The 6,632-nt window shown below is 47.6% G+C and carries 5 protein-coding genes and 1 pseudogene; 4 read left to right on the forward strand and 2 right to left on the reverse strand.

Going from position 1 to position 6,632, the window contains the following annotated elements; all coding sequences use genetic code 11:
* Positions 1-137 precede the first annotated feature (137 nt).
* Complete coding sequence (locus Q0339_RS01125) at positions 138-716, forward strand: DUF4430 domain-containing protein (RefSeq protein WP_298076930.1); 579 nt, start codon at positions 138-140, stop codon at positions 714-716.
* A gap of 424 nt (positions 717-1,140) precedes the next feature.
* Here Q0339_RS01125 and Q0339_RS01130 read toward each other — a convergent pair whose 3' ends face one another.
* Together Q0339_RS01130 and Q0339_RS01135 are read right to left on the reverse strand one after the other, a co-directional pair.
* Positions 1,141-2,472: an RsmB/NOP family class I SAM-dependent RNA methyltransferase gene (locus tag Q0339_RS01130; protein ID WP_298076931.1), complete on the reverse strand. Its 1,332-nt coding sequence runs from the start codon at positions 2,470-2,472 to the stop codon at positions 1,141-1,143.
* A 116-nt stretch (positions 2,473-2,588) separates the two neighbouring features.
* Positions 2,589-3,200 (reverse strand): hypothetical protein, encoded by a 612-nt coding sequence (locus Q0339_RS01135; RefSeq protein WP_298076932.1) that lies wholly within the window; start codon positions 3,198-3,200, stop codon positions 2,589-2,591.
* A gap of 230 nt (positions 3,201-3,430) precedes the next feature.
* Here Q0339_RS01135 and Q0339_RS01140 point away from each other — a divergent pair, with 230 nt between their 5' ends.
* The 3 genes and pseudogenes from Q0339_RS01140 to Q0339_RS01150 all read left to right on the forward strand — a co-directional run.
* The gene (locus Q0339_RS01140; RefSeq protein ID WP_298076933.1) at positions 3,431-3,922 is read left to right on the forward strand and encodes a hypothetical protein; all 492 of its coding nucleotides are present in this window, start codon (positions 3,431-3,433) and stop codon (positions 3,920-3,922) included.
* Between the two features lie 584 nt (positions 3,923-4,506).
* Positions 4,507-6,279: an ABC transporter ATP-binding protein gene (locus Q0339_RS01145; protein WP_298076934.1), complete on the forward strand. Its 1,773-nt coding sequence runs from the start codon at positions 4,507-4,509 to the stop codon at positions 6,277-6,279.
* A 210-nt stretch (positions 6,280-6,489) separates the two neighbouring features.
* Positions 6,490-6,632 (forward strand): annotated as a pseudogene (locus Q0339_RS01150) (IS3 family transposase); the annotation flags it as partial.

Below are 6,632 nucleotides of genomic sequence, written 5' to 3' on the forward strand. Positions count from 1 at the left end.
CTTCATTATATTATAACCAAAAGCCCGTCAAGACGGAAATAATATGCTAGCTAATCCGGTTACAATTGCGAAAGATTTGACTTTCCGCTTGATTATTGGTAACGTATAGGTAACTACACTTAATCAGGAGGGATCGTATGAAAAACAAACGATTAGCACTTGTACTTGCGGCGATTGTCTTCTTAATTGCGATTATTATTGCCTTATGGGCTATTTTATCAGGGGTATTGAAAGGCAACCAACCAAGTCCTCAAGTCTCTGGCTCTAACATTGCCCAAGTTGTCTCATCTTCAGAATCTAGCTCTTCTGCTGCTTCTAGTTCTTCTGCTAGCACTTCTAGCGAAAGTCACAGTAGCGAATCCAAAGCTTCTGGCGAAGAAAAATCTACCACCGTTACCTTCAAGTTCTATGTGCACGGCGAAGTCATCGGTAGCTTTGATGTACCAAATGCCGCTGGTAAGACCGTCTTCGAAGCAATGGAATCCAACAAGGAAATCCGCTTCAAATACAATGAAGAAGAACAAGTCATCGACAACTTCTTCGATAACGTCAACGACGGCGAAAATACCTGGGTTTACCTCTTAAACGGCCAAGTGGCTGATCACGGGGCTAAAACTCAAGTCCTCAAAGCCGGCGACTCTGTTGACTGGTACTTCGGCACCATCGACGAAATCCCAACCTCTATTATTCCAGCCTCAGACGCTGAAGCTGAATAATCTCTTATTAGACAAAGCAAAAGCGAGCCAGCCCAGTGCTGCCTCGCTTTTTTTGTGTGGTTGCTGCTTGGTTGCTGGCTTTTGACTCGGTTTGCGCCTTTTTCCGGGATTCCTCTCCGAGCTAGTGGTCCACTCGACAAAGTGGACCACTGGCTCCCAGCTTTTGCCACGGTTTCCGCCTTTTTCCGGACTTCTGTCCCGAGCTAGTGGTCCACTCGACAGAGTGGACCACTGGCTCCTAGCTTTTGCCACGGTTCCCGACTTTTTCCGGACTTCTGTCCCGAGCTAGTGGTCCACTCGACGGAGTGGTCCACTGGCTCACAGCTTTTGCCCCAGTTTCCGCCTTTTTCCGGGTTTCTGACCCGAGCTAGTGGTCCACTCGACGGAGTGGTCCACTAGCTCCTAGCCTTTCTCCTGTTTCCACTCAGTTGCGGCGCAGGCGCAGGCCTTTTGGATAGTAGTTCTTGAGTACTCGGCCGGTGACCTTGGCGAAGCCTAGGCCGTTGCCGCCCGCTAGGACTTGGTACCAACCATTTGGCTTGTCCTCTGCCAAATCGACCGTCTCGCCGGCTAGGTAGCGAGTAACTTGCTCTTCGGACAGGGCCACCTGGCTGACCGTCTCATCCGGACGCAGTGCCAAGCCCAGAGCAAAGCTAGGCTCGAAGCGCTTCTTCTTGAATTCACCCAAATGCAGACCCTTGTGGGCAATCCGTAATTTGCCTAAATCCGGCAGACCCTCTGGCAAAAGATAGAGATGGTCGCCAAAAGTCTGGAGGACGCCTGGCAAGGTCACGGTCAGATGACTAGCCGCAAAGTCCTGCCAGAGCTTAAGCTGCTCAGCCGTCACTTTGGCTTTGAGGGGCTTGAATTTACGAGACTTGCTATCAGTCTCCTGCCCCTCATAGCAGAACTTGGCCACAAACTGCCCCTCGCCCCGGAAATGTTGCGGATACATGCGGGCCGTCTCAGAATAGGTCAGGCCCGGCACCATGCCATTGAGCTTAGGCACCTCAAGCAAGGTCAGCGGATAGTGCTTCAGCAACCAAGCCACAATGTCCTCATTCTCCTCAGGCGCCCAAGTGCAAGTCGAATAAACCAAGGTCCCGCCTGGCTTAAGCATGAGCAGCGCCTGCTCCAGAATTTCTCGCTGCAGCGCCGCGCACTGGCTGGGATATTCCGGCGTCCAGTAGTCCATGGCCTCAGCCTGCTTGCGGAACATGCCCTCCCCCGAGCAGGGGGCATCCAGCACAATCAGGTCAAAGTAAGCCGGAAAGATCTGGGCCAAGCGCTCTGGCGACTCATTGGTTGCCACCACATTGCGAGCCCCGAAGCGCTCCAGGTTCTCAGCCAAAATCTTGCTGCGCTTGGGATGAATTTCGTTGGCTACTAAGAGGCCTTGGTTATCTAAGTATGACAGCAAATGGGTCGACTTGCCCCCAGGAGCTGCTGCCAAGTCTAGGACTTTGAGCCCTGGCTGGGGTGCGGCTGCCTGTCCCACCATTTGAGCGGCTGGCTCCTGAGAGTAGACCAAGCCCGTCACATGGGCGGTCGAGCTGCCTGCCACCTTGCCATAGTAACCCCAAGGAGTGCCCGGCATGGGCTGGGCTGATTCAGGCAAAGCTGACTGACTGGCCTTGAGAGGGTTGACCCGGAAGCCGGACTCCGCCTCTAGCTTAAAGGAATCTAGGAAGGCCTGCCCCTCCTCTGGGCCCAATAGGGCTAAGTATTTTGCTTGAAATCCTGCTGGAAATGTCATGACCGGCCTCCTTATGTCTTCTCATTTTATTGTAGCGGGATAAAGTAGCAACTGCAAGCCCAAAAGGCCTTCCCAAAGACAAAAACACCCTGCCCTCAGGCAAGGTGCTTAAGAGATTATTCCTTAACAAAGGCAACCTGATCCAACTTAAAGCCCTGATCTGAGACTTCAGTCAAGGTCAGAACTTCTTCGCCTAGTAGGCGAACCCGAATAGTGCTTTCTGACTGGCTCAGTTCAGGCTTAGTTAGCCGCAGATAGATGGTCCCTGTCTCTCTAACATTGGCGTAGAGACCGGACACTTGATTCTCAAGGACTTCTACCATCTTATCTGGTTCTACTTCTTGGCCTAGGGCTTTCTGATAGGCGGCCACATCCAAACCCAGTTCTTGGCGTGTTTTCTCGATTTCCTGGCTAGTCATGCCGGGCTTGATTTTCTTAGCCAGCGCCCGCTGGTTGACGGTCATTAAAGTTTGGAAGGCTTGACTTTGCTTAGCTAGTTGCTCAGCATCAATCTCAAGCTCCATACCGGTTTCCGTAACACTTACCTTCTTAATGAGGTGGGCAGATTGCGCTAGATAAGTACCTGACAAGGCATTAGACTGAGCCAGGGCTAGACTAGGCGTGAGAAGCGATAGGACTAGTATGAAAGTTGCTAGAAGTGAATAAAATAAGGTCCGCTTGCTTGCGTACTGACGATTGGTTGCTAGGGTATAGTGCGTATGACTCATGGTGTTTCCTCCTAACTCGCTAGATACCATAAATTAAGAACAATAATAGCCCGTGCTATTGAGGGAATTGACATTAAGCGACCTAGTTTCTTTCATTAAATTCACCTCTTGATTTAATGTTTTTTTCATTATACACCAGTGTCAAGCAATATGGAAGCCCTTTTTTCAATTTAACTTGTATTTGGCTCCTAAGCCCTTTAGAATTTAAGATAAGGGAGGTGTTGCATACTGTGAAAGCTTATATCAAGCAAAAACTCTATAGTCTAGCCAGTGGCGAATTAGTCGCCCTTGCCGTCTTCTGGCTCAATTTCTTCCTCTTCAAAAAATGGTTGACCACACCACAAGCCCTGATTTCCATCACTTACCCCCTCTTGCTAGTCAGCCTTATCCTGCTACAAGGTTCCCTTTATTGGTGGATTCTGATCAAGCGCCTTAGCAAGCCCAGCTTTGCGATCAAGCAGACAGGCCGGATTTATGGCCTACTCAGACAAGTAGACCTCATCCTATTAGCCCTCGGCATGCCAATCATCCTAATCGAATTCAGCTCCTGGCCAGTTAGCCTGATAGCAGTAGCCATTTGGCTCTTCGCCCTCATAGAGTGGATCAACTACTTTCACTGGCAACTATCATACAGCCTCAATCCCCTGGTTCTCTTAAATAAGGTGGCAAAGAGAAAACTTAGAAAGAGCAAAATAGCTAAGGAAATTGACAAATCTAAATAAGCGCCCAAAAAGCAATCAGCAGTAAATCACTTATGATTTACTGCTTTTTGGTCTAACGTGCAGCTAACTATCCCTACGCTTAGCCACTCTCTCATATTTGGGGCATATCACCATTCTAATTTTATACACATATAATTAGATTAACACTAGAAATTGGTTTGACTTTCTAACTTTCCCTTGTATAATACTAGTAAACCTATGTATCTGACTCCCTAGTCTTACTTGAAAGAAGTGATACCCATGACTCAATTTAACTAGGTCACTTCCTTGAAACAAAGGATGTGCCTTAAACTTATTTACAATGCTAGTCGTCATCGATTAACACTTATAATAGTCATCACGATGAACGGAGGTTTATGCATGTCGAATTTTGCTTTCTATGGATTCCTTAATCATGACTCAAAGTATCCTTTGGCTAACATGATTTGGGGTAAAGATTCAGTGACTCAAACAAACAATGGGAAGGTAGCATTTCATACTAGTAAGGATGTGGCTAGTCTATCTGAAAGCTACTCTTCCCCAAATCACTCCTACGACTCAGGGAATCTGACTCAAGCGCGATAAGCTGCTTGAGCCAATAATTTATGAGCTTATTTTCTACTTTCACATCCTATATGTCGCTCTACTACCGCAGTCTTCGTTTTGTCTGGCAGGCAGCGGGTGGCTTAGCTCTGGGACTTTTGATTACCATTCCCCTACAAGCCTTACTGCCTTCCCTAACGCTCTATCTGATTAACCAGCTCATGAATGAACTGGCAAGTGGTAGACAAGAAGGAGTCTGGCTCCTATTAGCTTGGGGGCTAGCTTTCATACTGGGCAATGCCATGACCCCTCTCAACCTTTATTTACAGGGTCGCTTGACTGACCAGTTAACCTTTGCCCTTAATGATCAGATAATGAAAAAGGCGGAATCTATCCAGACCTTGGCTTGGTATGAAGACCATGACTTCTACAATAAAATTGATTTAATCAGTTCTGAAGCCAGTTGGCGTCCGGTCAATCTGCTAGTTTTCGGGACCAGTCTCATCAGCAATGCCCTCTTGGTGATTTCCATGTTCGCCCTCCTCAGCCAATTCCATTGGCTGATTGCGGTGGTCTTAATCATGGTGCTGATTCCTCAAGGTCTGATGGCTTATCGGATTCAGCAACAGGCCTTTGAAACCTTGGTTGCTAACAGTGAGGATTCGCGCAAACTAAGCTACTACGCGAGCCTTGTACTGACAGCAGACTATATCAAGGAAGTCCGTCTCTATCATTTGCATGGCTACTTCCAAAATAAGTATCGGCAAATTTTCAGCCAAATACGCTCCGCAGTTCAAGGCAACCGACGGCGTCAGCTCTGGCTCTCAACTGCCTTTCTAGTAGTGACTGGCCTTGTCAGTGTCCTGAGCTTTGCCTATCTTGTTCAAGGGGTCAAGTCCGGACTCTTCGCCGTGGGCGCTATTATGATTTTTGCGACTGCAATCACCTACACCATTCAAGGTGTCAGCCGCTTGGTAGAGGATTCGAGCTTGCTCTATGATACGCTCCTCTATATGTCTAATTTCTTTGACTTCTTGGAACTTGAGGAAGAAACCAGTTTTGGAAATCAAGAAGTTCCGAGCGAATTTGACTCACTCGAATTTCAAAATGTCAGCTTCACTTATCCAGGCGCAGATAAAGCCACCCTATCCCAGGTCAGCTTTGACATGGCACGTGGTCAAAAAATCGCCCTGGTCGGCGAAAATGGGGCCGGTAAGTCTACCTTAATCAAACTCTTATTAGGCTTCTATCTGGCGGATCAGGGTCAGGTAGAGTTTGATGGCCATAATATTTTGGACTTAGATATCGTCCACTACCGGCAACAGTTCAGCGCCGTCTTCCAGGATTTCGCTAAGTTTGACCTGACGGTCCGAGAGAATGTGGCCTTATCACGAATTGACCAAGCCGATGACCCCCTTGCCTTGCAAGCCAGCCTGCAACGTGGCGGAATTGAAGAAGGCGACTTGCTAACCTTGGACCAAACCCTAGGCAAACGTTTTGAAGATTCCCGCGAGCTTTCGGGTGGCCAATGGCAAAAGCTTGCCTTGGCACGTGCCTTCTATTCTCAAGCACCCATTCTCATCCTAGATGAGCCAACTGCTGCCTTAGATGCACGCGCAGAGAATCAACTTGTCACCAAGTTCCTTGAACTGGCGGAAGATAAGACTGTTCTCTTTGTCACACACCGCTTGGCCATGGTCAAAAAAGCCGATAAGGTATTAGTCCTAAAAGACGGCCAAGTCGTCGGCTTTGATCATCACGACCAGTTACTTCAGCGTAACGCCTACTATGCTGATTTGTATGCCCTACAGGCAGATTTATATCGGGAAGAATAAGGAGCCTGCAAAGTATAAAGGAGCCTCAAAAGCTGGATCTTAGGTCCAACTTTTGAGGCACTTATTTGTTTGAAGCCAGCTCAATCGGCCTTCTTCTTAAAAAGGGTGGGCATGCTCACGGCACTGACCCCCGTAAATGAGAATTAAATAAAAACACCTCCAAGTTGGATTAGGTACAATATAATCAAATGCACATGGAGGTGTCTTTTTATGGTTAAAAAACGTGTGGCCTATTCTGTCGATACAAAGAATAAAGCCGTAGAAATGAAATTACAGGGATATACTACAAAACAAGTAATGCAGGAGTTAAACATTAAAAATGAAACTCAAGTAAAAACATGGTTTAGATGGTA

It is taken from the genome of uncultured Abiotrophia sp., assembly GCF_938010525.1.
In the GTDB taxonomy this organism is placed as follows: Bacteria; Bacillota; Bacilli; order Lactobacillales; family Aerococcaceae; genus Abiotrophia.